This is a genomic window from Pantoea sp. X-Soil-TKNS-1280 (genome assembly GCF_059730475.1).
The window spans coordinates 3,555,407-3,580,024 of record NZ_AP035962.1 but is presented as its reverse complement, the minus strand read 5'-3'; the positions used below and the strand labels follow the sequence as shown (position 1 = coordinate 3,580,024).

Annotated in this window: 26 protein-coding genes; 19 read left to right on the top strand and 7 right to left on the bottom strand. The window is 55.4% G+C overall.

Annotated features, from left to right (window positions below):
• The first annotated feature begins 32 nt into the window (after positions 1-32).
• Complete coding sequence (locus AC6I8X_RS16540; RefSeq protein WP_084876640.1) at positions 33-404, top strand: winged helix-turn-helix transcriptional regulator; 372 nt, start codon at positions 33-35, stop codon at positions 402-404.
• A 56-nt stretch (positions 405-460) separates the two neighbouring features.
• Here the strand turns inward: AC6I8X_RS16540 and yghX are convergent, their stop codons facing one another.
• A complete protein-coding gene (gene yghX, locus AC6I8X_RS16535) occupies positions 461-1,348 on the bottom strand; it encodes a YghX family hydrolase (protein WP_313685622.1) in 888 nt (295 codons plus the stop codon).
• Positions 1,349-1,831: 483 nt separating this feature from the next.
• Between yghX and AC6I8X_RS16530 the strand changes: the two genes are divergently transcribed.
• The 5 genes from AC6I8X_RS16530 to AC6I8X_RS16510 all read left to right on the top strand — a co-directional run bounded on the left by AC6I8X_RS16530 (position 1,832) and on the right by AC6I8X_RS16510 (position 5,863).
• A complete protein-coding gene (locus tag AC6I8X_RS16530; protein ID WP_313685621.1) occupies positions 1,832-3,247 on the top strand; it encodes a cytochrome ubiquinol oxidase subunit I in 1,416 nt (471 codons plus the stop codon).
• A complete protein-coding gene (cydB, locus tag AC6I8X_RS16525) occupies positions 3,244-4,248 on the top strand; it encodes a cytochrome d ubiquinol oxidase subunit II (protein WP_497840132.1) in 1,005 nt (334 codons plus the stop codon). Before AC6I8X_RS16530 ends, cydB begins: the two co-directional genes overlap by 4 nt.
• A 22-nt stretch (positions 4,249-4,270) precedes the next feature.
• Entirely contained in the window at positions 4,271-4,417 is a 147-nt protein-coding gene (locus AC6I8X_RS16520; protein ID WP_299459813.1) for a DUF2474 domain-containing protein, read from the top strand.
• A 193-nt stretch (positions 4,418-4,610) separates the two neighbouring features.
• A complete protein-coding gene (locus tag AC6I8X_RS16515) occupies positions 4,611-5,477 on the top strand; it encodes a helix-turn-helix domain-containing protein (RefSeq protein ID WP_313685617.1) in 867 nt (288 codons plus the stop codon).
• A 176-nt stretch (positions 5,478-5,653) separates the two neighbouring features.
• Entirely contained in the window at positions 5,654-5,863 is a 210-nt protein-coding gene (locus AC6I8X_RS16510) for a hypothetical protein (protein WP_254711358.1), read from the top strand.
• Here AC6I8X_RS16510 and AC6I8X_RS16505 read toward each other — a convergent pair.
• From AC6I8X_RS16505 to AC6I8X_RS16485, 5 genes are all read right to left on the bottom strand, one after another.
• Positions 5,860-6,702, bottom strand: a complete 843-nt coding sequence (locus AC6I8X_RS16505) for a metal ABC transporter permease (RefSeq protein WP_313685614.1) — start codon at positions 6,700-6,702, stop codon at positions 5,860-5,862. The genes AC6I8X_RS16510 and AC6I8X_RS16505 overlap by 4 nt on opposite strands.
• A complete protein-coding gene (gene sitC, locus AC6I8X_RS16500; RefSeq protein ID WP_313685612.1) occupies positions 6,696-7,556 on the bottom strand; it encodes an iron/manganese ABC transporter permease subunit SitC in 861 nt (286 codons plus the stop codon). The genes AC6I8X_RS16505 and sitC overlap by 7 nt, the downstream gene beginning before the upstream one ends.
• Positions 7,557-7,558: 2 nt before the next feature.
• Entirely contained in the window at positions 7,559-8,380 is an 822-nt protein-coding gene (locus AC6I8X_RS16495; protein WP_299459831.1) for a manganese/iron ABC transporter ATP-binding protein, read from the bottom strand.
• Between the two features lie 4 nt (positions 8,381-8,384).
• The gene (locus tag AC6I8X_RS16490) at positions 8,385-9,287 is read right to left on the bottom strand and encodes a metal ABC transporter substrate-binding protein (protein WP_497840131.1); all 903 of its coding nucleotides are present in this window, start codon (positions 9,285-9,287) and stop codon (positions 8,385-8,387) included.
• A 163-nt stretch (positions 9,288-9,450) separates the two neighbouring features.
• Positions 9,451-11,166 carry a tannase/feruloyl esterase family alpha/beta hydrolase gene (locus AC6I8X_RS16485; RefSeq protein ID WP_497840130.1) on the bottom strand — a complete coding sequence of 572 codons (1,716 nt, stop codon included), beginning with the start codon at positions 11,164-11,166 and terminating at the stop codon, positions 9,451-9,453.
• A 255-nt stretch (positions 11,167-11,421) separates the two neighbouring features.
• Between AC6I8X_RS16485 and AC6I8X_RS16480 the strand changes: the two genes are divergently transcribed.
• The 8 genes from AC6I8X_RS16480 to AC6I8X_RS16445 all read left to right on the top strand — a co-directional run bounded on the left by AC6I8X_RS16480 (position 11,422) and on the right by AC6I8X_RS16445 (position 17,987).
• A complete protein-coding gene (locus AC6I8X_RS16480) occupies positions 11,422-11,865 on the top strand; it encodes a GlcG/HbpS family heme-binding protein (RefSeq protein WP_313690176.1) in 444 nt (147 codons plus the stop codon).
• A gap of 10 nt (positions 11,866-11,875) precedes the next feature.
• A complete protein-coding gene (locus AC6I8X_RS16475; protein WP_497840129.1) occupies positions 11,876-12,601 on the top strand; it encodes an SDR family oxidoreductase in 726 nt (241 codons plus the stop codon).
• A gap of 18 nt (positions 12,602-12,619) precedes the next feature.
• The gene (locus AC6I8X_RS16470; RefSeq protein ID WP_497840128.1) at positions 12,620-13,408 is read left to right on the top strand and encodes a siderophore-interacting protein; all 789 of its coding nucleotides are present in this window, start codon (positions 12,620-12,622) and stop codon (positions 13,406-13,408) included.
• Between the two features lie 90 nt (positions 13,409-13,498).
• Positions 13,499-14,038, top strand: a complete 540-nt coding sequence (locus AC6I8X_RS16465; protein ID WP_313686795.1) for a PadR family transcriptional regulator — start codon at positions 13,499-13,501, stop codon at positions 14,036-14,038.
• A 196-nt stretch (positions 14,039-14,234) separates the two neighbouring features.
• A complete protein-coding gene (locus tag AC6I8X_RS16460; protein ID WP_313686797.1) occupies positions 14,235-15,716 on the top strand; it encodes a UbiD family decarboxylase in 1,482 nt (493 codons plus the stop codon).
• Positions 15,717-15,727: 11 nt separating this feature from the next.
• The gene (locus AC6I8X_RS16455; RefSeq protein WP_208716413.1) at positions 15,728-16,306 is read left to right on the top strand and encodes a UbiX family flavin prenyltransferase; all 579 of its coding nucleotides are present in this window, start codon (positions 15,728-15,730) and stop codon (positions 16,304-16,306) included.
• A 10-nt stretch (positions 16,307-16,316) separates the two neighbouring features.
• Positions 16,317-17,039: a DUF554 domain-containing protein gene (locus tag AC6I8X_RS16450; protein ID WP_313686801.1), complete on the top strand. Its 723-nt coding sequence runs from the start codon at positions 16,317-16,319 to the stop codon at positions 17,037-17,039.
• 72 nt (positions 17,040-17,111) lie between these two features.
• Positions 17,112-17,987: a LysR family transcriptional regulator gene (locus tag AC6I8X_RS16445; protein ID WP_313686803.1), complete on the top strand. Its 876-nt coding sequence runs from the start codon at positions 17,112-17,114 to the stop codon at positions 17,985-17,987.
• Between the two features lie 2 nt (positions 17,988-17,989).
• Here the strand turns inward: AC6I8X_RS16445 and AC6I8X_RS16440 are convergent, their stop codons facing one another.
• Entirely contained in the window at positions 17,990-18,286 is a 297-nt protein-coding gene (locus tag AC6I8X_RS16440; RefSeq protein WP_084878580.1) for an Rdx family protein, read from the bottom strand.
• 245 nt (positions 18,287-18,531) lie between these two features.
• Here AC6I8X_RS16440 and AC6I8X_RS16435 point away from each other — a divergent pair, with 245 nt between their 5' ends.
• From AC6I8X_RS16435 to AC6I8X_RS16415, 5 genes are read left to right on the top strand one after another with little or no spacing between them, the layout of a single operon-like run.
• Positions 18,532-20,928, top strand: coding sequence for a TonB-dependent receptor domain-containing protein (locus tag AC6I8X_RS16435; protein ID WP_497840127.1), 2,397 nt, complete (start codon positions 18,532-18,534; stop codon positions 20,926-20,928).
• Between the two features lie 52 nt (positions 20,929-20,980).
• Positions 20,981-22,009, top strand: coding sequence for a hemin-degrading factor (locus tag AC6I8X_RS16430; RefSeq protein WP_497840126.1), 1,029 nt, complete (start codon positions 20,981-20,983; stop codon positions 22,007-22,009).
• Positions 22,006-22,830, top strand: coding sequence for a heme/hemin ABC transporter substrate-binding protein (locus AC6I8X_RS16425; protein WP_497840125.1), 825 nt, complete (start codon positions 22,006-22,008; stop codon positions 22,828-22,830). The genes AC6I8X_RS16430 and AC6I8X_RS16425 overlap by 4 nt, the downstream gene beginning before the upstream one ends.
• On the top strand, positions 22,823-23,824 hold the full coding sequence (locus tag AC6I8X_RS16420) for a FecCD family ABC transporter permease (RefSeq protein WP_497840124.1): 1,002 nt from the start codon (positions 22,823-22,825) through the stop codon (positions 23,822-23,824). Before AC6I8X_RS16425 ends, AC6I8X_RS16420 begins: the two co-directional genes overlap by 8 nt.
• The gene (locus tag AC6I8X_RS16415; RefSeq protein ID WP_497840123.1) at positions 23,817-24,596 is read left to right on the top strand and encodes a heme ABC transporter ATP-binding protein; all 780 of its coding nucleotides are present in this window, start codon (positions 23,817-23,819) and stop codon (positions 24,594-24,596) included. The genes AC6I8X_RS16420 and AC6I8X_RS16415 overlap by 8 nt, the downstream gene beginning before the upstream one ends.
• Positions 24,597-24,618: the final 22 nt, after the last annotated feature.

Below are 24,618 nucleotides of genomic sequence, written 5' to 3'. Positions count from 1 at the left end.
ACAGAATTGTTAGTGTGGCGGAAAAAACCTAAATGTCTGAAAACCTGAGTGATAAATTTAGCCGTGGCGAGTTGCTGAACGTCAATTGCCCCTCGCGCGAAGTGCTGAAACGTATTACCAGCCGCTGGAGCGTGCTGGTGCTGCTGGCCCTGCGCGAGGAAACGCTGCGCTTCAGCGAGCTGCGTCGCAGAATCGGTGGCGTCAGCGAACGCATGCTGGCGCAGACGCTGCGCTATATGGAAGAAGATGGTTTTGTCGCGCGCATCGCCTATGACGTGGTGCCGCCGCATGTGGAATACCATCTCACCCCGCTGGGACGTGAAGTCGAAGGGCAGGTTATCGGCCTTGCGGACTGGCTTGAGAGTAACCTGCATCGCATTCTGGAAGTGCGCGAATCTGCGTAACCCGGTCGGCATAAATGCCGAAAAACGCAGGGTGCGCATTTATGCGCACCAGGATCTTAGTGCAAATATTTCTCAAACCATCCTAAGGTACGGCTCCACGCCAGCTCTGCCGCCGCTTTGTCGTAACGCGGTGTCGAATCATTATGGAAGCCGTGATTCACGCCGGGATAAATATACGCCTCGTAAACTTTATGGTTGGCTTTCAGTGCCGCTTCATATGCTGGCCAGCCTTCATTGATGCCTTTATCCAGCGCCGCATAATGCAGCAACAGCGGTGCCTGAATACGCGGCACGTCTTCTGCCTTCGGCTGACGGCCATAAAACGGCACCGCACAGGCCAGCTCGGGAAAAGCCACCGCCGCCGCATTGGCGACACCGCCGCCATAACAGAAACCGGTAATGCCGACTTTGCCGGTGCCCGCCTCGTGATGCATCAGGAAATCCACGGCGGCGAAAAAGTCGTTCATCAGTTTGACCGGGTCAATCTTTGCTTGCATGGTGCGGCCTTCTTCATCATTACCCGGATAGCCACCGACCGAACTCAGCCCATCCGGTGCCAGCGCGATATAACCGGCTTTTGCCACGCGGCGGGCCACGTCTTCGATATACGGATTCAGCCCACGATTCTCATGCACCACCACCACGGCAGGGACTTTGCCGCTGGCTTTCGCCGGGCGTACTAAATAACCGCGTACCTCACCGTGTCCCTGCGGCGATGGGTAGTGAATATACTCCGGGTTGATAGCGGGATCGGTGAATTCCACCTGCTGCGCCAGGGCATAGTTCGGACTCATGGCACTTAACAACGTGGCACCGGTCATCCCGGCGATGGTGAACTTTGCCGCCAGTGTGATGAACTCGCGTTTGCTGATTTTACCATGGGCGTAATAGTCATAAAGCTCAAGCAGTTCCTGCGGAAAATCCTGTGCGGTAAGACGTGTCATAACCTCTCCTTCGCTGATTAACCAGATGGTATTGCCGCTCTAACAAAGCACAGTCAGGAGCAGGTGACAAATGGCATGACGCAAAGGGTTAAGGATTTTTCTGCGCCCATTTGGTTAGCGGTAAGCACTATAAAACCCGACATTTGTTTCTGATTTATTATTGTTGCGTTAACGAATTGGATATTTTGAAGTGGCTGGCTATAATTTACAGCAGGCTAATCAGGCTGAGAAATTAAGCTATTTTTCGGACGTAATAAATAATAAGTTAAATCCACTCTATTGATTTTAAATGAATTAGTGGCAGTTAAATTTTTGCAAAAGACACTGTTATAGTTTTGTTGATCCTCACTGTTTATTTTTAAAAACACCACTTCCTTTTACAGTCACGCTCTCTTTCTTCGACTCGCAGGAAAATAAATTCGTTGCCGTTCAATTGTTAATTATAAGTAAAAACTGGTGTTCTATTTGGCAAAGAGGTAAGCAATGTTTGGATTAGATGCCTTTCACCTGGCAAGGATACAGTTCGCATTTACTGTCTCCTTTCATATCATCTTTCCAGCCATCACCATCGGTCTCGCCAGCTTCCTGGCCGTGCTCGAAGGTATGTGGCTGAAAACCCATAATGAAACCTATCGCGATCTCTATCATTTCTGGTCCAAAGTTTTTGCCGTGAACTTCGGCATGGGCGTGGTCTCTGGCCTGGTGATGGCCTACCAGTTCGGGACTAACTGGAGTGGTTTTTCACAGTTTGCCGGCAGTATCACCGGCCCGCTGTTGACCTATGAAGTCTTAACCGCCTTCTTCCTCGAAGCTGGCTTCCTCGGTGTCATGCTGTTTGGCTGGAACCGCGTCGGGCCGGGCCTGCACTTCTTTGCCACCTGCATGGTGGCGCTCGGAACGATTATCTCGACGTTCTGGATTCTGGCTTCCAACAGCTGGATGCATACCCCGCAGGGGTACATTATTCAGAACGGCGTGGTGGTGCCGCAGGACTGGCTGAAAATCATCTTTAACCCGTCGTTCCCGTACCGTTTGCTGCATATGTCAACCGGGGCCTTCCTCGCCAGCGCCTTCTTTGTCGGTTCTTCTGCGGCCTGGCATCTGCTGAAAGGCAATGACAATCCGGCCATCCGTAAGATGTTCTCGATGGCGCTGTGGATGGCGCTGATCGTGTCGCCGATTCAGGCGATGATTGGTGACGCGCACGGCCTGAATACCCTCGAACATCAGCCTGCGAAAATTGCAGCGATTGAAGGTCATTGGGAAAACCCACCCGGGGAAGCCACGCCGTTGATTCTGTTCGGTATTCCGGATATGGAGCAGGAACGCACCAAATACGCACTGGAGATCCCTTACCTCGGTAGCCTGATTCTGACCCACAGCCTCGACAAGCAGGTTCCGGCACTGAAATCGTTCCCGAAAGAAGATCGCCCGGATTCCACCGTGATTTTCTGGTCGTTCCGCGTGATGGTGGCGCTGGGACTGCTGATGATCACCCTCGGTGTGGTCAGCCTGTGGCTGCGTTTCAAAGGGCGTTTATATCAGTCGCGACCGTTCCTGTGGTTCGCGCTGCTGATGGGGCCATCGGGTCTGCTGGCGATTCTGGCGGGCTGGTTTACCACGGAAATTGGCCGTCAGCCGTGGGTGGTCTATGGCGTTCAGCGCACCATTGATGCGGTCTCCGCCCATGGTGATCTGCATATGAGCATCAGCCTGCTGGCGTTCATTGTGGTGTACTGCTCGGTGTTCGGTGTGGGGTATGGCTACATGATGCGTTTGATTAAACAGGGACCGCAGGTGGGCGAAGGTCACGATGTGACGCCGGGAGGTCCGGGTCAAAGCAATACGCCTGCGCGTCCGCTGTCCGCCGCTACCCATCAGGAGGGAAGCCACAAATGATCGATTTTTCTATTATCTGGTTCGCGATCATCGTGTTCGCCATCCTGATGTACATCGTGATGGACGGTTTTGATCTCGGTATCGGCCTGCTGTTTCCCTTCAACAAAAACCCGGTCGAACGCGACATGATGGTTAACACCGTCGCCCCGGTGTGGGACGGCAACGAAACCTGGCTGGTGCTGGGGGGGGCCGGGATGTACGGTGCCTTTCCACTGGCTTACTCGGTGATTGTCGATGCCCTGACCATTCCGCTGACGGCAATGCTGGTGGGGCTGATTTTCCGTGGTGTCGCCTTTGAGTTCCGTTTCAAAGCGACGGAATCACACCGCCCATTCTGGGACAAAGCCTTTATCTGGGGCTCGGTGCTGGCAACCTTCAGTCAGGGCGTTTCGGTGGGAGCCATCATTAATGGTTTTCCGGTCCATGGCCGTACTTTCGCCGGGTGCTATATGGACTGGCTGGCACCGTTCCCGCTGTTTTGTGGTATCGGCCTGCTGGTGGCTTATGCACTGCTCGGCTGCACCTGGCTGATTATGAAAACCGAGCATGAGTTGCATCGTAAGATGTCCGCGCTGGCAACGCCGCTGGTGATCGCGTTGCTGGTGATTGTCGGCCTGATCAGCCTGTGGACACCGTTCAGCCATGAGGCCATTGCCCAGCGCTGGTTCACCCGTCCCAACCTGTTCTGGTTCCTGCCGGTTCCGGTGCTGGTGCTGGTGTGTGCGTGGGGGATTGTGCGCGGCATTAAACGCGAAGCCCACTACAGCCCATTCCTGCTGACGCTGGCGTTGATTTTCCTCGGTTTCTCTGGCCTGGGGATCAGCGTGTGGCCGTATATCATTCCGCCTTCCATCACTATCTGGCAGGCGGCGTCGCCCGCTATCAGCCAGGCATTTATGCTGGTGGGGGGGCTGCTGATTATCCCGGTGATTCTGATGTACACCTTCTGGAGTTACTACGTATTCCGTGGAAAAGTCAAAGCCGACGAAGGATACCATTGAGATGTCAGGCGGAGTCAGCAATATGAATAACCAACCTCAAGCGAAAGCACCGTTCTGGAAACGGGTGATGTGGCTGGTGATTATCTACGGCGCAAGCGTGCTGGCACTGGGGGTGGTAGCAACGTTATTTCGTATGATGATGACGGCTGCGGGGATGCGTTCGCACTAATAAGTGGCTGTCAGCGCCCCGGTATGTTCCGGGGCGGTTCATTTCCTGCGTAAAAATTAGCAAACTAAGCAAATAATGCTTTTCCCGTTACGCTTTCTTTACTCTTCCTTACATTGGTAATACGTTTTTGTTATATTTATGTGACCGATAACGCAAATTCTGCGTCACCCACTTCCTTTCGATCATCACAGAAATGCTCAGCCTGAATCTGAAACAACAGTACATCGATGATTTGGTGGACTGGATTGAAGCGAACCTGACCGACGACCTCAACATCGATCTGATTAGCCTGAAATCCGGTTATTCCAAATGGCACATGCAACGCATGTTCAAAGAAATGACCGGACAAACGCTGGCGTCCTACACGCGCAAGCGTCGTCTGACCATGTCGGCAATGGCGCTGCGCCTGACGCGCATGCCACTGATTGATATCGCCGTTCGCTTTGGTTTTGATAACCAGCAGAATTTTACCCGGGTGTTTAAAAACCATTTTTCACTGACGCCTGGCGCATTTCGTCGCAATCCTGAGTTGCAGCTGAAAGATTTCCACAGCCGTATTACTACCCGCCATCGCTGGGCTGACGTGCGACTGGCAGAGAAGCCGGAACTGCAATTGAGCGGGGAGGTTATCGAGTGGGAATGTCGTTTCGGCGAATTCATTCATGACCATGGTGATGTGGTGGCGCAGCACGCACGTGACTTCGTCGCCTTTGCCGGACAGCATGCCAGCAAAGGCTGGCTGGGCTTTCAGTTCAGTCCGGGGGAGGGATCTGCCGATCAGCAACATATCAGCCTGTTCGAGGCGCTGGAGAGCCAGCATGGTGATGTGCTGCCGCGCAATGCGGTGAACTGGACCGGCGAAAGTGGCTTGTACGCGGAAGTTGACTGGCAGGGCACGCCCGAGCAAATCAACGCCTTTACCTCCGACATGTATTACATCCATCTGCCTGCGCTGGGTGTTGCACGCCGTCAGGGTAAAGATTTGCTGCGTCTCGATCTGCAAAACAGCACGCCCGATCGGCTGTATGGCACCTTCTTTATCCCGGTTACTGCCGGATAATGCATAAATCGTGCGGTAGTCTGTGATAAACCGCACGATTTTATAAAATCATTGCCATAAGCGGCGTAAAATTCTTCATTGAAACCTGATCCCCCGCGTAAAACCCTGACGCCCCCGAATCAGGCTGAATAATCACCTGCATTCCAGGTCCATCCCGGACCCATAAGAGAAGAAAAATGATGCGACTTTTACCGTTGTTCCTTGTGACAGCGCTGACCGCGTTTTCGGCTATTGCCAGCGCTCAGCTCTCCGAACCGTTCTCACCGCCAGCCGGTCTGCATCCGCATCAGACCTGCCAGCAGCATGAAATTTCGGGCGATAACCCGTTACCGCAAAATGATGGCGGAATGATGGAGTGTGGTCACCGCGATGCGCTGCAAAACTAAGTTTGCAGCGTCTGCCGCTCTGAGCGGCGAGCAAGCCAACTGGCACGGATAAACGCGACGATAAACACCAGCGCAAACAGCACCACAATGGTGGGAGCAGGGGCGCTATCCAGATAAAACGACCCATACACCCCACCCAGCGAGACCATGACGGCAACCATCACCGCCGTGATCAGCGCGTGTGAAAAACGTCGTGTCAGCAACAGGGCAATCGCCCCTGGTGCAATCAGCAAAGAAACCGACAGAATAATCCCGACCGCTTTCATTGTTGCCACGATGGTCAGCGCGACCATGCACAGCAGACCATAATGCAACAGGCGGGTGGGTAATCCGCTGGCCTGCGCCTGTTGTTGATCGAAGCAAAACAATAAAAAATCCCGCCATTTTAACGCCATGATCAGCATGATCGCTGCCGCGATGATCCCGGTTTGCACCATGTCCGTCCGGGTGATGCCCAGCATGTCGCCGAACAGGATATGATCAAGATGCACCTCCGGTTTGGTGGCGATATACAGGATCAACCCGACTGCGAACATACCGGAGAAGACGATGCCCATCACCGTATCCTGTTTGATGCGGCTGTTGTCCTTCAGGAAACCGCTGGCAACGGCGCAAAACACCCCAGCGGCAAAGGCACCGACGGCCAACGGCAGGCCCAGCATCCAGGCCAATACGATGCCGGGAAATACCGCGTGGCTCATGGCATCGCCCATCAACGCCCAGCCTTTCAGCACCAGAAACACCGAGAGCAGGGCACAGGGAACGGCAACCACCACGGCAATCAACAACGCGTGACGCATAAATTCGAACTGGAAAGGTTCGGCCAGCAGGCTCAGCATTGGGCATTCTCCAAAGATGTTCGGGCGCGCCGCCGCTGCGCCAGCAATCCCTGTTGCGGGGCGAAGACAAACGCCAGCAAAAACAACAGCGTTTGCGCCACCACGATAATGCCACCCGTGGCACCGTCCAGATAATAACTGGCCCAGGCACCGAGGAAGCTGGTCACGCTGCCTATGCTGACGGCGATGGCTAACAGACGCGGAAAGCGATCGGTCAGCAGCCAGGCGGTGGCGCCCGGCGTTACCACCAGACAAATCACCAGAAACGCGCCCACGGTTTGCAGTGCGGCGACGGTCGATAGCGCCAGCAGGGTGAAGAACAACAATTTGAGGCGGCCTGGGTGCAGACCGATGGCGCGTGCGTGGTTCTCGTCAAAAAACGTCACCAGTAAATCTTTCCATTTGAAAAACAGCACGCAGATGGAGACGGCGCCAATCAGCGTCAGTTGCAGGATATCGGCGGGGGCGATGGCGAGAATATTACCCAGCACAATGGTCTGAATGTTCACCGCCGTCGGGTTAAGCGACACCATAAACAGGCCGAGACCGAAGAATGAGGTGAAAATCAGGCCGATGATCGCGTCCTCTTTTAACCGGGTACGCTGGTTAAGGAACAGCATACTGCCTGCCGCCAGTCCGCCGGAAAGAAAGGCCCCGAGGGCAAACGGCAAACCGAGCATATACGCGCCCGCCACGCCGGGTACGATGGAGTGCGATAGCGCATCGCCAATCAGTGACCAGCCTTTCAGCATCAGATAGCAGGAGAGAAAGGCGCACAGGCCGCCGACCAGCGCCGAGACCCACATGGCGTTCAGCATATATTGGTAGCTAAAGGGTTCCAGTAGCAGCTGCATCGTCAGACCCCTTGCTTGTTGGGTGGCAGGTGGGCGACGAACGGACGTTCATCATCGGTAATGATGTGTTCTTCTGAACCATTCAGCACCACATGGCGCAGCACGCCGCTAAACGCGCGTTCCAGATTTTGCTGGGTGAAAGTGGTCGCCGTCGGACCGCTCGCCAGCACCGTGCCTTTCACCATCACCGTATAATCACAGAACTCAGTGACCGAACCGAGATTATGCGTTGAAACCAAAAGGGTTTTCCCTTCATCGCGCAGTTCCCGCAGCAGGCTGATGATTTTGGCTTCGGTCTGCACATCCACGCCGGTAAAAGGCTCATCGAGCAGAATCACTTCGCCCTGCTGTGCGATGGCGCGCGCCAGAAACACGCGTTTTTTCTGGCCGCCGGAGAGTTCACCAATCTGACGATGACGCAGGGCCAGCATATCGACGCGATCCAGCGCAGCGTTAACTATGGCGTGGTCATGCTGTTTGGCGATACGCAGCATCCCCATATGGCCGTAACGGCCCATCATCACCACATCTTCCACCAGCACCGGAAAAGACCAGTCAACCTCTTCCGCCTGGGGGACGTAGGCAACCAGATTACGTCGCAGCGCCTGACGCGTTGGCATGCCGAGGATGCGAATGTCCCCCTGCGCCAGCCGCACAAACCCCATCACCGCTTTAAACAGCGTCGATTTCCCGGAACCATTAACCCCGACCAGCGCGGCGATGGAACCGCCCGGTACGCTAAAACTGGCATCGCGCAGCGCGGTGTGTCCATTACGGTAAGTGACGCTCACTCCGGATGCGGCAATGCCTGCGACCTGTGTCATAGCTTTACTCCTTCATCCCGTCTTTGATGCCCTGCACCAGCGTACGAGTGGTGACGTTGAGTAAGTCGATATAGGTGGGAACCGGGCCTCCGGCCTGACTGAGCGAATCGACATACAACACGCCGCCATAATGCGCACCGGTTTCCCGCGCGACCTGGCGTGCCGCTTTGTCGGATACCGTGCTCTCACTGAAGACGGCTGGGATGTGTTCCTGTCGGACGCGATCAATCACCCGGCGTACCTGTTGCGGCGTTCCTTGCTGGTCGGCATTGATTGGCCACAGATAGAGTTCTTTCAGCCCCAGATCGCGCGCCAGATAGGAAAATGCGCCTTCGCTCGATACCAGCCAGCGTTTATTTTCCGGGATTTGTGCCACTTGCTGGCGCAGGGGGAGCAGCGTCGCGGTGATTTTCTGCTTGTAAGACTCGGCATTGCGCTGATATATCGCGGCATTTGCCGGATCGTAATGCATCAGTGCATCGCGGATATTGTCGACATAAATCAAGGCATTGTCGGGGGACATCCAGGCATGGGGATTGGGTTTGCCATTGTACGGGCCTTCGCTGATGCCCATCGGCGTCACGCCGCGTGTAACGATAACTTCGGGCACATCTTTTAAGTGCTGATAAAAACGCCGGAACCACAGTTCAAGATTCAGGCCGTTGGTGAGAATTAGCTGCGCCCCCTGGGCACGTTTGATGTCGCCCGGCGTGGGCTGATATTCATGGATTTCGGCACCCGGCTTGGTGATCGAGCTGACGTCCGCCGCGTCTCCGGCCACGTTTTTCGCCATATCGGCGATGATCGTGAAGGTGGTCACCACCCTGAATTTCTCGCTGGCAAAAGCGCTGGGGATAACCACGCTACTCAGCAGCGTACACAGCAATATTCCTCTTATCATTTTCATACATCCATCCTCGGCATGATTAAAAAACGACCTTATATAGCAATTGCTATACTTTATAGCAGTTGCTAAAACAATTGCCAGATTCAGGTATGTAAAGCTGTGTATGTAAGGGGAGTTCTGGGGGAGAAAAAAGCCGGAGCCCTGGAGGCACCGGCTGGAGAGGTTACTGCACGAAGTGATAAGGCTGGTAGAACGCCTCGCCTGCCCAGATGTAATGGCTGTGTATTACCGGCAGCGTTTTACGTACATAATTGGCAGCCTGTTTTTCATCCCCTTTACCGCTCCATACCGCGTACTCCGGGTACGGATAGACCGGGCGTGACGCGGCCCCGGCTGGGATGGTTTCCAGCTGTAAATCATTACGTTGCATCATCATGGGCGGTTTACCACCGGCTCCCGTCGGCTGTCCAAAGCTGTTGTGCTGCTGTGGCGCGGCCTGATGCGTGACCACGGCGCCAGGCGCGTTACCGTTTTCAACCCAGTTCATCATCGGCGTCAGGAAATCCACCAGACTCGGGCCTTCACCATTGGAGCAGTGATATACACCCGGCAGCAGATAAAGACGTTCAAACGCGTCACGTTGCGTGTTGCCCAGCTCTTTACCCAGCGCCTGGTGATAAGCGATGGAGTTGAGTGGGGAGATATGTGGATCGGCCCAGCCGTGCCAGATAATCAGCTTGCCACCCGCGCTGGCAAAGGCACGCAGATCGGGATTGGTGGCGTCATACAGCGGGTGCAGCTCGCTGAGTTTTTTAAAGGTCGCTTCATCAAACTTCACATCTTTCAGTGCAAAGTCGGGGGCCGGGTTGGTCTTAAAGTTGACGTAACGCAGTGAGGCGAGGGAGATCATTTCGCTCATTACTGGTTGATCCGCCTGTTGCGGAATAAAGACGCCCGCCCAGGCCAGTTCCGAACCATATTGTGGCCCGCCGACAATCAGGCGCTGACCGGTTTTGCTGTCGCGTGGCCCATCGTAAAGTTTACGCAGCGCACCAAGTTGTGCCGGATTCAGACAGTTTTCCGTCTGATTCGCCTTACATGCCAGCACGTTTAAATCGGGATGGCAGGCTTCCGGTGCCGCAATCAGCCCATCTTTTTGCCCGTCAAGCGCGTCGCACTGCGCCAGTACCGCTTGGTGGATCAGCGGTAAATCCTGGGCCACGATCAGGGCCTTGCCGTTAGCATCGTGATTACTCACCACCTGCCACGCATGGTACATGGCGTTCTGAACCTGGAAGTTCATGGCAGCCGCACCGGCGATAACGCCGTTGAAGTCCTCGGGGAAGCGCTGGGCTTCCATCAGGGCTTCACGTCCGCCATCGGAACAGCCGTTAAAGTACGACCATGCCGCCTTTTGCTGATAAAACGCAGCGATCAACGCTTTGGCGGCGACAGCGGTCAGGTGCTGACTACGCCACGCAAAATCCTGCCTTTTCTGTGGGTCATTGCCCCAATCCTGCTCGGACTCTTTATGGCCCATATCGGTGGCGGCGACGGCAAAACCGTTGCTGTTGAGCGGTGCGCAACCCGCTGCGGCACCGGGTTGCAGGTTGATGGAGCCACACAAACCACCGCAGCCGAGCTGCATGTAACGCTGATTCCAGCTCTGCGTCGGCAGCAACAGACGAAAACCAATCTCCGGTGCCAGCGTTCCTTCCACTTTGCACCATTCGGTATGGTTGATGGTGGTCAGGGTCGCGGCGGTGACCCGGCTGCCTTTGCCACCCATTGCTGTCAGATTGAATTGTTGCAGGCTGTCACAGCTGACCGCAGGTTTCACCACGGATAATGGTGCGGCCTGAGCCGGAGATAACCAGAGCAGAGAAAAAAGCAGCGGCGTTAATACGCCAGTCAGTAAACGAAATAGCCTTCGGGCCATAGTGATTCCTTATCCATAGAGGTAACGCTTTAAGTATAAAGAGAATCATGACGGGAGCCGGTTCTCCTTCTGCCGGTCAAACGACAGGCAATGCATAACGGATGTAAATGAATATTTCGTGTTGTACGCAATAGCATTTTTCGGCATTGCGCTTAAGATATATCATAACTATCCTGACGGCGTCAGATGAGAATGAGTTTCGCTTTCATATTTGATTCATGCGCGGGCTTCTGACGCCCGACGCGAGGCAAAATAATGGAAAAAAAACCTGAATCGACCAGCGCTGTGCTGGCCCAGACTTACCACTCGATTTCGCTGGCGGCGGCACGCACCGTTATCACTGCGGCTCTGCAAACCGCTGCCGGGCATGGCTGGCATATCAGCGTTGCGGTGGTGGATCGCGCTGGCGAACTGGTCAGCCTGGATCGCAGCGATGCGGCGATCGGCATCAGCCCGAGCGTGGCGCAGGGTAAAGCGCGCACCGCCGCGTTATTACGCGCCCCCTCGAAAGAGTTCGAAAGCTTTATCAATAGCGGCAGCCCCAGCTTCCTCGCTACCCCAGGGGTGACGCCACTCGAAGGCGGCATTCCGCTGTGGTTACACGGCGAAGTGATCGGTGCGGTCGGCGTGAGCGGGGCGCACGGCGCTAACGATTCGCTGGTGGCTGAACAGGCCGCTGAAGCGCTGGCCTCATTCTAAGGAGCGGGTGATGGCAGCATTACAGGACAAACATCTGGTAGTGATTGGCGGCAGCTCCGGCATTGGTTTTCAGGTTGCGCAGCGGGCAGCAGCCGAGGGCGCGCGTCTGACGCTGCTGGGACGCAATACCGAACGCCTTGCTCAGGCACAGAACGCGTTAGCGGAGCAGGGCGCACAGGTCGCCACCCTCGCGGTGGATGCCCACGATCACGATGCGTTGCGTGCGGCTTTTGCGCAGCTTGATGCGTTTGATCATCTGGTATCGATGGTGGGCGATGCCATGGGCGGTGGCTTCCTTACCGCCGATATGGCGCTGATTGAAAAGGTGATTTACTCGAAATTCCTCACCAATGTGCTGATTGGCAAGCTGGCGGCAGAAAAAGTACGGGCAGGTGGTTCGCTGACCTTTACTGCGGGCACCGGCGGGCGTGCTCAACATGCCTGTGCCAGCTACGTCGGCAATCAGGGCATTGTGGCGCTGGCGCAGGGGCTGGCTGTGGAGCTGGCACCGAAAGCCCGCGTCAACTGTGTTGCCCCCACCTGGACCGTGACGCCGTTCTGGCGGCAGCAGGCGGCAGAGCAGGTGGAACAAACCCGCCAGCATTTTGCCGGCATCATTCCGCTGGGTCGTACCGCGGAAATTGACGAACTCGCCAGCGCTTATCTGTTCTTAATGCAAAACGATTTTATTACCGGACAACAAATCGCGGTGGACGGCGGCATTATGCTTGGCTGATCCCGCAGGAGAGATGACTTGAGAAAACAGACCCCGACAGGTAACCCACGCGCGCCGCAACGTGTGCGCAATGAACTGCGTTTCCGCCACATCACCGTGGCAAGCAAAACCCGCGTTTCCGGAGAGTTCTGGCGCATTGTCTTTACCGGCAGCGATCTGGCGGGTTTCAACTCGCCTTCCTATGACGACCATATCAAAGTTTTCTTCCCGGAAGCGGGCGGGGTGCTGACGCTGCCACAGATGACCGACGAAGGCGTGGTATGGCCTGCGGGTATGCGCCCGGCGGCGCGTGATTACACGCCTCTGGCATTTAATGGCGTGGATTCACTGACGCTCGATTTCTATATTCACGATGGCGGTGTGGCCAGCAGCTGGGCGAATGACGCGCAGCCGGGCGATCAGCTGGCGATGGGCGGTCCGCGTGGTTCGCTGATCATTCCTGCCGATTATGCCAGCCAGATCTATGTCTGTGACGAAACCGGTTTGCCCGCCATCAAACGTCGTCTGGCGGAAATTGATGCGCAGGACGTGCATCTGCTGGCCTTTGTTGACGAAGCCACTGGCCGTGATTATCTCGGCGAACTGGCTGGCGTCAATGTCAGCTGGCTTGGCAGCGGCACTATGCAGAGCGATAACCTTGGTGCGCTGATTGCGAAGCTGGACAGGATTTCACTGCCGACCGAAGAATACTTTATCTGGCTAACCGGTGAAGGCGAGGCGGTGAAACTGCTGAGCGACTACTTTACCCAGCGCCGTGGTGCAGACACTGATTTTGTGCGCGCCGTAGCCTACTGGCATCAGAAATAACCGACTCTTCCCCGCCCGTTGCCGCCTGTGTTGAATTTTGCCAGGCGGCAGACTACTATCAACCTCCCTTAACCGACCCTCAGGCAGGCAATGAAACAGCATCGGGATTTTGCATGGCACGGCGACCAGGCACAGCGTGGCTTTTGTGCGGGGGCGCGTAAAAAGCGCCGTGAACGTATGCTGGATGCCAGTGATATCCGTCTGTTAATGCTGCACTTTCTGGCGCAAAGCAATGCGCACGGTTATGAGCTGATCAAATCGGTTGAAGAACTTTCCAAAGGGGAATACTCCCCCAGTCCCGGTATTATCTACCCCAATCTGACGCTGCTGGAAGAGATGGACGCCATTCGTGTGGTGGACGCTCAGGAGTCACGCAAGGCATACACGCTCAACGATAGCGGTCGTGCGTTGCTGGCGGAAAACCGTGAAAATGTCGATACTATTATTCAGCGTCTTACCTCTCTGGCTATTCTGGTCAATAACCGCAGCATTCCTGAAGTAGAACAGGCGATTCACAATATTAAATTCACGTTAAATCATCGCCTGGCGCAGGAAAATATTTCCGCTGAAACACTTGAGATCGTGATCACAGCGTTAAATGAAGCCGCAGAGAAAATCGCAAGGAGTTGATCTCAATCATTTTTAACCCATAAAATTGTTGCAACATTGTTTAATTAAATTAAGTAAATAAAAACAAAGTTGTAGCAATAATTACAGCCAAACCAAAAAGGTTTGGCTGGTAAATATAAACGGTAGTTTTTCTCACTATTATTCAGCGCTACTTTTCCCGCATCGCATTCACTCTGAAGCGTTAAGGGAAAAGAATATGTCTGAAACCAAAAAACAGCCAGTGCATGACCTGCGTTCGGCCATCTCATTGTTACAAAGCCTGAAAGGCGAATTCGTCAGTACCGATACTGAAGTCGATCCCCATGCGGAACTCTCCGGCGTGTATCGCTATGTCGGTGCCGGTGGTACCTGCGAGCGTCCAACGCGCAAAGGCCCGGCGATGATGTTCAACAAGGTGAAAGGTTTTCCTGATGTGCGCGTTGTGACTGGCCTGATGTCCACTCGCGAGCGTGTCGGCCATCTGCTGGATTGCGCGCCAGAAAAACTCGGCTTTCTGCTGAAAGACTCAGTACATCATGCGGTTGCGCCAGTGGTAATCAGTGAAAAACCGCAGTGCCAGGAAGTGGTGCACTACGCGGAAGACCCGAACTTTGACCTGCGTACCTTATTACCCGCACCAACCAACACCGAAGAGGATGCCGGTCCTTACTTCACCATGGGGATGTGCTATGCGTCTGACCCGGAAACGCACGAGTCAGATATCACCATTCACCGTCTGTGCATTCAAAGCCGCGATGAACTTTCGATGTGGCTGACCCCGGGTCGCCATATTGATGCCTTCCGTGAAAAAGCGGAAAAAGCCGGTCAGCCGTTGCCGATCTCCATCAGCATTGGTGTTGACCCGGCGATTGAAATTGCCGCCTGCTTTGAGCCACCGACAACGCCGCTGGGCTTTAACGAACTGAGCATTGCCGGGGCACTGCGTGGTAAGCCGGTAGAACTGGCGCCGTGCGTCAGTATCAACGAAAAGGCCATCGCCCACGCTGAAATCGTGATTGAAGGCGAGTTGCTGCCGAATGTGCGGGTGCGTGAAGACCAGAACACCAACACCGGTAAAGCGATGCCGGAATTCCCGGGTTATACCGGCGAAGCCAAAGCCGAGCTGCCGGTGATCAAGGTGAAAGCCGTTACCCACCGCAAACACCCGATTCTGCAAACCACCCTTGGCCCAAGTGGCGAACACGTCAGCATGGCCGGTATCCCGACCGAAGCCAGTATTCTCGATATGCTGGAACGCGCTATGCCGGGCCGCGTAGTGAATGTGAATGCTCACACTTCAGGTGGCGGAAAACTGCTGGCGGTGATTCAGTTTAGAAAATCTTCCCCGGTGGATGAAGGTCGCCAGCGTCAGGCTGCGTTGATTGCCTTTGCGGCTTTCTCTGAACTGAAGCATGTGATCCTGGTGGATGAGGATGTGGATGTGTTCGACACCGATGACATCCTGTGGGCGATGCAAACCCGCTTCCAGGGCGATGTCGATATCGCCACCATCGCCGGTGTGCGCTGCCATCCGCTCGATCCGTCGCAGGACCCGGCCTACAGCGCCAGCATCACGCAACAAGGTATGACCACCAAAACCATCTTTGACTGCACCGTGCCGTGGCATTTGAAAGCCCACTTTGAACGTTCGAAGTTCAAAAAAGTGGATGTAAAACGTTTCCTTCCCGATTTTGAGTAAGTGAGGTTGTAGTGAGCAGAAGGCGCATTATCGTCGGCATTAGCGGCGCGTCTGGTTTCCAGTACGGTATGAAGGCGCTGCAATTGCTGCGCGATCAGGATGTTGAGGTCCACCTGGTAGTGACCAAAGGCGCGGAAGTGACGCGTTCGATGGAAACTGATTGGCAGCGACAGGAGATTACCGATTTAGCAGATGAGGTGCATAGCATCAGTAACCTCGGCGCGTCGATCTCCAGTGGCTCGTTTAAGACCCTCGGCATGTTGATTGCGCCCTGCTCAATGAACTCGCTGGCGTCCATCGCTCATGGACTGACCGGCAATCTGCTGACCCGTGCAGCAGATGTGATCCTGAAAGAGCGGCGTCGGCTGGTGTTAATGGTCCGTGAGACGCCGCTCAATCTGGTGCACATTCGCAACATGGCGGCAGTTACCGAAATGGGCGGCATTGTTTATCCGCCGGTTCCGGCCTTTTACCAGAAGCCACAATCCGTGGATGAAATGGTACATCACAGCGTAGCGCGCGCCCTCGACCTGTTTGATCTCGATGTTGGCAACCTGAAACGCTGGGGTGAAAAACATAATGAAGCGTAAGGAGTAAATTATGGTAGTGGGACCCTTTGTCAACGGCAGTGCCGTGCTGTTGGGTGGACTGGCGGGCGCGTTCCTCGGCACGAAAGTACCGGAACGCTTGCGCGTAGCTCTGCCGATGACCTTCGGCCTGTCGTCGATGGGCCTCGGGATTGTGTTGATTGGTAAGATTCACAGTTTACCGGCGGTGATTCTGGCGCTGATTATCGGTGCCGCCGTCGGTGAACTGGTGTTTCTGGAAGAGAAAATTGGCCGGCTGGGTAATCTGGCAAAAGGGCTGGTGGGACGTTTCCAGAGCGAACAAACCGAAACCGGTCTGTCGGGTGCTGCCTTTACGGAGAAATATGTGGCGATTCTGGTGCTGTTCTGTGCCAGTGGCACCGGCATTATCGGGGCAATGACCGAAGGGATGACGCACGATCCCAATATCCTGTTTGTGAAATCAATCATGGATATCTTTACCGCTGCGATTTTTGCTACCTTGCTGGGTTACGCGGTGGCGGTAATCGCCGTGCCGCAGCTGATTATTCAGCTGGTGCTGGCTTCAGCGGCGGTGCTGATTATGCCGCACACCTCGCCGACCATGATGAGTGACTTTACCGCAGCAGGTGGATTTATCATGCTGGCAGCCGGTTTCCGCATCGCGGGGATTAAATCTTTCCCGGTCGCCAATATGCTGCCCGCGTTGATACTGGTGATGCCGGTCAGTTATCTGTGGACGATGTATATCCACTAAGCAACACGTCAGCCGCGGTTGGATCGTGGTTAGCCATGCTAAAATAAGCGCGGGAAAACGCGCGGAGTCATCATGGATCTCAAACGATTGCATTACTTTTGCACGATAGCGGAACAAGGCTCCATCAGTAAGGCCGCGAAGCTATTGAACATCGCACAACCGCCGCTGGGTAAGCGTTTGCAGGAGCTGGAAGAGGAAATTGGTTCACCGCTGTTTACCCGCACACCACGTCGTATGGTGTTGACCGAGGCCGGAACCTTTCTCTATCGCCAGGCCTGCGACATCTTAAGCCGGGTTAATCAACTCAAACGCCAGACCATCACCATCGCCACGCGTAAACAGCGCCGGGTGAATATTGGTATCTCCTATCTTTATCTGCGCTATTTCAACACGATCCTGATGGATTACTACCGCAACCGTCCTGACTGGGACATCAATGTGATTGTGTCTGATTCCAGCCATCTGGAAGCGATGCTGCTGGATAACACCGTGGATATTGCGCTGATGCAGGTCCCTGGCGATCGTCAGCCCTGGTTTATCCGTGAGCTGGAACCGATTGATACTATTGCGGTGATTTCTTCCCACTATAGCCCGATGCTGGCTGGGAAAGCCTTGCAGTTCAGTGACCTGAGCGGCATTCCACTGATGTTGTTGCACCGCATCGGCGGGGAAGGGACCTATGAAGTGATGCGCAGTAAACTGTTCAGTAGCCTCGATCAGGTGAATATCACCATTAAAGTTTCAGAACCGCGTCTGGTACTGGAAATGATGGAACAGGGTTTTGATGGCGCGGCATTTTTACCGCGCTCCGAGTTTATTCCCAGCGCACTGGGTAAATATATGGTGTGCCCGCTGGCGGAACCTTTCGCGATTTATCACCCGGCGATCGTGACCTTAAGTACCGCGCAGGACCGGCTGTTATGGCCGCAGGAGCATGAGGTCGCCTGACCTCAATTCCCGGTCGGTTTCTTCTTATCCACGTGCCCCAGCTCGCGATCCGGGAAACAATAATCACGCACCCGCTGCTTTAATGCGGCGGCGTCGGGAAAACCGCCTTCCTGTTTACGCTCCCAAATCACCTTGCCATCGATGGTTATCTCAAACACGCCACCGGTGCCGGGCTGCAAGGTGACGGAAGCTAAATCGTCAGCAAAAGTATGCAGCAGCTCCTGTGCCATCCACGCTGAGCGCAGCAGCCAGTTGCATTGCGTACAGTAATGAATATTCACCGCTGGTTTGTGTGTCATTTCATCGCTCATCTTAATTGATTGATTAGTAATAAGTTAACTGCGGTTAACAAAATGTGCTGTCTAAGATACATCTTAGTGTAAATGGTATTGATAATGATTACCACTTGCATTACATTCCTGACGAAATCATTTATAACATAAAAAAAGTCTGTAACTTTTTACGGTTTTTTATACAAAAACTGTGGTTTTCTGGCAGCAAACACGTGAGCGAATACTAACAATTAACAAGGTATTTCGCGTCTATGTCTCCAATTTTTCAGGGGTTCACCTCACAGCGTCTGTTTAAAACAGCGGTGCTGGCATCCGCCATCCATGCAGCCTGCGGCTATGCAGCCACCAGCGACAATCAGGATCTGGCGATTTCAGGCAAAAAAAACACCACAAATGAACCGGTGATGACGGTCACTGCGCCGAAACAACCGCTGGTTGCCGGTAGCCGTACCACGCTTTCTGCCGAGGAGTTGCAGAAACAGGGTGGTAATGATTTTGGCTCCATTATGCGTTATCAGCCGCTGGTTACCGCGCCGGGTGCCGCTGGCGGCAGCAACACCGGCAAGAGTGGATATACCGGGGACCGTGGCGGTTATACCGGTTATAACATTCGTGGCCTGGAAGATAACCGCGTTTCCATTGACGTAGACGGCATTGAACAGCCTTTAGCCACCGGACGCAGTTCAGTGGGCCGTGCCGGTTCAGGCACCTTCGGGATTGGTCGCGACTATATCGATCCTTATATGTATGGATCCGTGGGTATCGTCGAAGGCGCGACCGATGTTTCCAACAAGAACCTGGCGCTTGGCGGCTCGGTTTCATTCCGGCCAAAATCCCCGGATGACTACCTGTCGCCCACCAAACAAACCTACTTCGGTTACCAGAGTGACTACGACTCTTCCAACCGCAGCTGGCACAATGGCATCACTGCCGCAGCAGGCGATGAAACCCTGCGTGGTATTGTGGTGATCAGCCGTCGTGACGGCCAGGAAACCCGCAACAACAGCGGAACCATTGATGCGTATCCGGCGAACTGGCACTCCGATGCCATCGCCGCCACCGGTATCTGGCAGCCGAACAGCGAACACCAGTTCAGCGCTACCCTGGATTACTATCACAAAACCAACCACACCAACTTCGATTACTGGGGCAGCAGCACCACAACTATTTATGGTCGAGCCGATCAGAGCAGCCAGACGCGGCGCTGGAGCGGCATGCTGAAAGATCTCTGGACGCCAGATAACAACCTGCTGGTGGACAGCCTCGAAAGCAGCATCTATTACCAGCAAACCGAAGCGCACGATGATACCGCAGCGCCAGATGCCGGTTCGGTTGAAGCCCACAACATCTATTCAAACTACAACACCAAAACCTTTGGCTTTGAAACCAAAGGAGAAAAAAGCTGGTTGTTTAACAACTTCCGCTACGGCCTGAACGGCAGTATCGCCAAAACCGAGCGTCCATACTGGCTGGATCCGGCACAGACCTCGTACAACAACATCACCCGACCTGAAGCGGATAGCCGCACCTGGAGCTTTGGCGTCTATGCTGAAGATACGATGAGCTGGGATCTGAATGGTCACACCTTCTCGATCATTCCTGGGGTACGTTACGCTTACCAGAATACCAAGCCGCAAAATCTTTCCAGCCTGGCGGGTGGTGATGCGGATCTTTCTACGGGTGATGTGGAAACGCTTTATGGCAAGGGGTTCAGTGACGGGCAGATCCTGCCGTCACTCGCCTTCCAGTACAATCTGACGCCGAAGATGATGGCGTATCTGCAATACAAGCGTGGTGCGCAGTTCCCGAACGCCAGCCAAATGTATGGCTCATGGAACCTGTCGTCTAATTACGGTGGTAGCAATCAGTATGCTCTGCTGGGTAACACTGACCTGAAAACCGAAACCAGCAATAACTTTGAGTTCGGTCTGAAAGGTGAAGCGGTGGAAGGGATCACCTTCTCGGCGGCGACCTTCTACAACAGTTACAAAAACTTTATCGACTACACCCGTTACAGCCGTAGCGCGAATCCGGAAGTCTTCACTAACATTCCGGATAACATCGGTATCGCTTACCGCGCAGAAAACCGTGATAAAGCTTATATCTATGGGGCAGAGTTCGGCAGCAAGTTCAACATCGGGACATGGGTGCCTGAAGTTGATGGCCTGACTGCTCGTCTGGCGTTTGGTTATGCGCAAGGCGCGTCGAAATCCAGCTACCTGGGTGACAAATATGTGCCGCTGGAGAGCGTGCCGCCGATGCGTCTGATCACCGGTGTGGCTTACGATGATCCGGATCAGCGCTATGGTGCCGCCGTGACCGCCACCTTTAACCATGGTAAGCGTGCCACCTACACCCAGCGTCAGACCTACACCAACACAGGTAGCTCGCTTGGCACCACCAGCAATACTTACTACCAGAACATCCCTGGCTACGCGCTGGTGGATCTGACGGCTTACTATCGTGTCACCAAAAACGTCAAAATCAGTGGCGGGATCTACAACCTGACTGACCGTAAATACTGGGATTACCTCAGCAGCCGCGATCTGGAATCCACCACCAGCAAGACCGATCAGAACTACTATGATTCACAGCTTGCTGTGATGCCGGGCCGCACCTTCCAGTTAGGTGTTAACGTCGATTTCTGATAATCAACTTCGCCCTGCGGTGACGCAGGGCATTTTCATGGGAGCAAGCGCAATGAACCAACGTTATGAACACTATCTGGCCCTGAAAGGCGAACATCCAAAAAAATACGCCCGCGACCTGGCCGCGCTGATGGGCATTGGCGAAGCGCAGCTGTGTGAAGCGCGTGTCGGCCACGATGCTCAGGCGTTGAAAACCGATTTCCCGGCACTGCTGGCGGCACTGGAAGCCGTGGGTGAAACCAAAAGCATCACCCGTAATGAATACGCGGTGCACGAGCAGGTAGGTAAGTATGAAAATCTGCACCTTGGCGAACACGCCGGGCTGATTCTCAACCCACGCGCGCTGGATCAGCGTCTGTTCCCGCAACAGTGGCACAGTGCATTCTTCCTGCGTGACATGACCGCGCGCGGTGAGCGTCAAAGCATCCAGATTTTTGATCGTCATGGCGACGCGGTGCTGAAAATCTACACCACCGATAACACCGACATCGCGGCCTGGGATGCGCTGATTGCACAGTTCACCACCGATGCCTCCCCGCTGGAACTGACGCCGGCCAGCGGCCCGCAGCACAGCGCAACCCTCGACGCCACGACGGTAGAAGCCGAATGGCGCGCTATGACCGATGTACATCAGTTCTTCGGTCTGCTGAAGCGCCACAATATTTCACGTCAGCAGGCGTTCCGCGCGGTGGCTGACGATCTCGCCTGGCAGGTCAGCAATGATTCGCTGGCGCAGCTGCTGAACCAGGCGCAGCAGGACGGCAACGAAATCATGATTTTTATCGGCAACCGTGGCTGTACCCAAATCTTCACCGGCGCGGTGGAAAAACTGATGCCGATGGACAACTGGATCAATATCTTCAACCCCAATTTCACGCTGCATCTGATGGCGGATCACATCAGTGAAAGCTGGGTGACGCGTAAGCAGAGCGGTGATGGTTTTGTCACCAGCCTCGAATTGTTCGCCGCTGATGGCACGCAGATTGCCCAGCTTTATGGTCAGCGTAGCGAAGGTACGCCGGAGCAAACGCGCTGGCGTGAACAACTGGCGTTGCTGACTACCCCAGGAGCGGCCGCATGAAACGTCTGCCCCTGTTGCTGCTGACCGCGCTGGCGCTGCCAGCCCTGGCGGCAGAGCGCGTGGTGTCTATTGGTGGTGACGTCACGCAAATCGTCTATGCGCTGGATGCCCAGCAGGATCTGGTGGCGCGCGACAGCACCAGCCAGCAACCGGCGCAGGCGAATAAATTGCCGAACATCGGTTATATGCGGCAGCTCAATGCCGAAGGCATTCTGGCGCTGAAACCGACGCTGGTACTGAGCAGCGAGCTGGCGAAACCCTCACTGGTGCTGCAACAGGTAGAACAGGCCGGGGTGAAAGTGGTCGAGGTCACCGGCAAAAACAGCGTTGACGCTATCCCGGAGAAGATCGCCACCATTGGTAAAGCCCTGCATCGTGAAGCAGAAGCTAAAGCGCTAACGGAAAAAGTGCAGAAGCAACTGGCGCAGCTGCCAAGCCAGCCACTGCCGGTGAAGGTGCTGTTTATCATGGCGCACAGCGGCATGAACACCCTGGCGGCGGGTGCGCAAACCGGCGCTGATGGCGCCATTCGCAGCGCCGGTCTGGTAAATGCGATGGGTGCGGTTCCGCATTATCAGCCACTGTCACAGGAAGGCGTGGTGGCTGCTGCACCGGATCTGGTGGTGGTGGGGCAGGATGGCCTGCGCACCCTCGGTGGTGAAGAGAAGGTGTGGTCACTGCCCGGTCTGGCGCTGACGCCTGCGGGTCAGCATCATGCGTTGCTAGTGGTGGATGAGATGGCGCTGCTGAGCTTTGGTCTCGACACGCCGGATGCCATCGTTAAGCTGCGTCGTGCGGCTGAAGCGGCGACACATGACTAACGTGGTGATGCTGCGCTGGCTGAGCCTGATGGCGGTCAGCATGCTGGTTTGCATGCTGATGGCAGCCAATTTTGGCGCGATGCCGCTATCGATGCGCACGCTGTGGCACGCGCCTCTTAGCGATATGGTGTGGCAGATCTGGCTGAATATCCGTCTGCCGCGCGTGCTGCTGGCGGTGCTGCTGGGTATGGCGCTGGCGGTCTCCGGTGCGGTGATGCAGGGGCTGTTCCGCAACTCGCTGGCCGATCCGGGTCTGTTGGGAATCAGCAGTGGTGCCGGTCTGGCGGTAGCGCTGGCGATCATCGTGCCAGTGGCGCTGCCGCCGATCCTCGCGTTATGGCTGCCGATGCTGGCCGCGTTTATCGGTAGTCTGGTGGTCACTTTATTGATCTTCAGCTTCAGTCGGCTGGCGATGGGGAACCTGTCGCGTTTGCTGCTGGTGGGGATTGCCATCAATGCGCTGTGCGGCGCGGCGGTGGGGGTGCTGTCGTGGATCAGCAACGATCAACAGCTGCGTCAGCTGGCGCTTTGGGGCATGGGCAGCCTGAGTTCGGCGCAGTGGCCGAGCCTGACGGTGTGTGCCGTGCTGATCCTGCCTGCGCTGATCGCCATCCAGACCCGGGCGCGTCGCCTCAACCTGCTGCAACTCGGTGAGGAAGATGCGCATTACATGGGGATCGATGTGAAGCGCACTCAGCGTCAGTTGCTGGTGCTGAGCGCGTTGCTGGTGGGTACTGCGGTGTCGGTCAGCGGCATTATTGGGTTTGTCGGGCTGGTGGTGCCGCATGTCATGCGCTTCTGCCTCGGCAGCGATCATCGCTGGATGTTGCCGGGATCGGCGCTGGCCGGAGCGATCTTATTGCTGCTGGCGGACACCCTGGCACGCACTGTGGTGATCCCGGCAGAAATGCCGGTAGGTCTGCTGACCAGCCTGCTTGGCGGTCCGTGGTTTCTCTGGCTGATTCTGCGCCAGCAAAGGGGGATAAATGAGTGATCGTATGCAGGCGCGAGGTCTGCGGTTTAGCCACGGCACACGGGCGTTGATTGATAACGTCTCCGTCACGCTGGAGCCGGGTGAAATGGTGGCGTTGATCGGTCCGAACGGTGCTGGTAAATCAACCTTGCTGCGCCTGCTGAGCGGTTTTCTCACCCCGGATGCCGGTGACTGCTGGCTGGGAGAACAGCCGCTGGCGGAATGGCCGCGTGAACCGCTGGCGCAGCGCCGTGCAGTGATGCGCCAGCAAAATACCCTGACCTTTCCCATGCCAGCGGAAGAGGTCGTGGCGATGGGGCGTGCGCCCTGGCCCGCAGCGGGCGGGAAAGCGGTGATTGAGGAAGTGATGCACATCACCGGTAGCCTCGAACTGGCGCGACGTGATTATCGTTCGCTGTCTGGCGGTGAGCAGCAACGCGTCCAGCTGGCGCGGGTACTGGCGCAGCTGTGGCATGAAGATGGTCCGCGTGGCTGGCTGTTCCTGGATGAACCTACCTCGGCACTGGATTTGTTCTGGCAGCAGCACAGCCTGCGTTTACTGCATCGTTTAACGCGCAATGGCCGCTTCAGCGTGTGCACCGTGTTGCACGATCTGAATCTGGCATCGCTGTGGTCGGATCGTATTCTGTTGTTACATCAGGGAAAACTGGTGGCCGAGGGCGCACCGCATGACGTGATGACGGAGCAGACGCTGACGCGCTGGTATCAGGCCGATCTGGATGTGGTGCATCAGGCGGAGCAGGGCAGGCCGCAGATTCAACTGCGGGCCTGAATAACATCGCGCGTTTCTTATC